At 65.8% G+C, this 339-nt stretch carries 1 protein-coding gene; it reads right to left on the minus strand.

The features are described 5' to 3' along the window. Nucleotides 1–339: prephenate dehydratase domain-containing protein (locus ACPYOG_RS19310; protein ID WP_481295749.1), on the minus strand; the 339-nt coding region annotated here is incomplete at both ends.

The raw sequence follows: 339 nt of genomic DNA on the forward strand, positions 1-339 counted from the left end.
TCGTAGGGCGCATCCTCGTCCAGAAGCCCCATCGCTGCTGCCGCTGTGGAAGACCCCGGCATGTAGTCGACACCAGGCAGGTGCGTGTCCAACCAGAGCCGGCATTGCGCCCAGGCGTGCCCGTGCGTGGAGATCCGCTTGATGTCGGAAAGCCCGACGCCGGGCCTCGCCACGAGCACGAAGGTAATGGGAACAAGGGCCTCGCGGACGATCCGGAGTTCCTGTCCCGTGGCGATCGCGTCCAGAGTGGCAGTAACCCCGCCCTCCACCGAATTTTCGATGGGAACCATGGCCGCGTCCGCTTCACCCCGGCGCACCCGTTCGAGTGCCGTATTGACG

The organism is Leifsonia sp. HAY1-4F, from assembly GCF_056755275.1.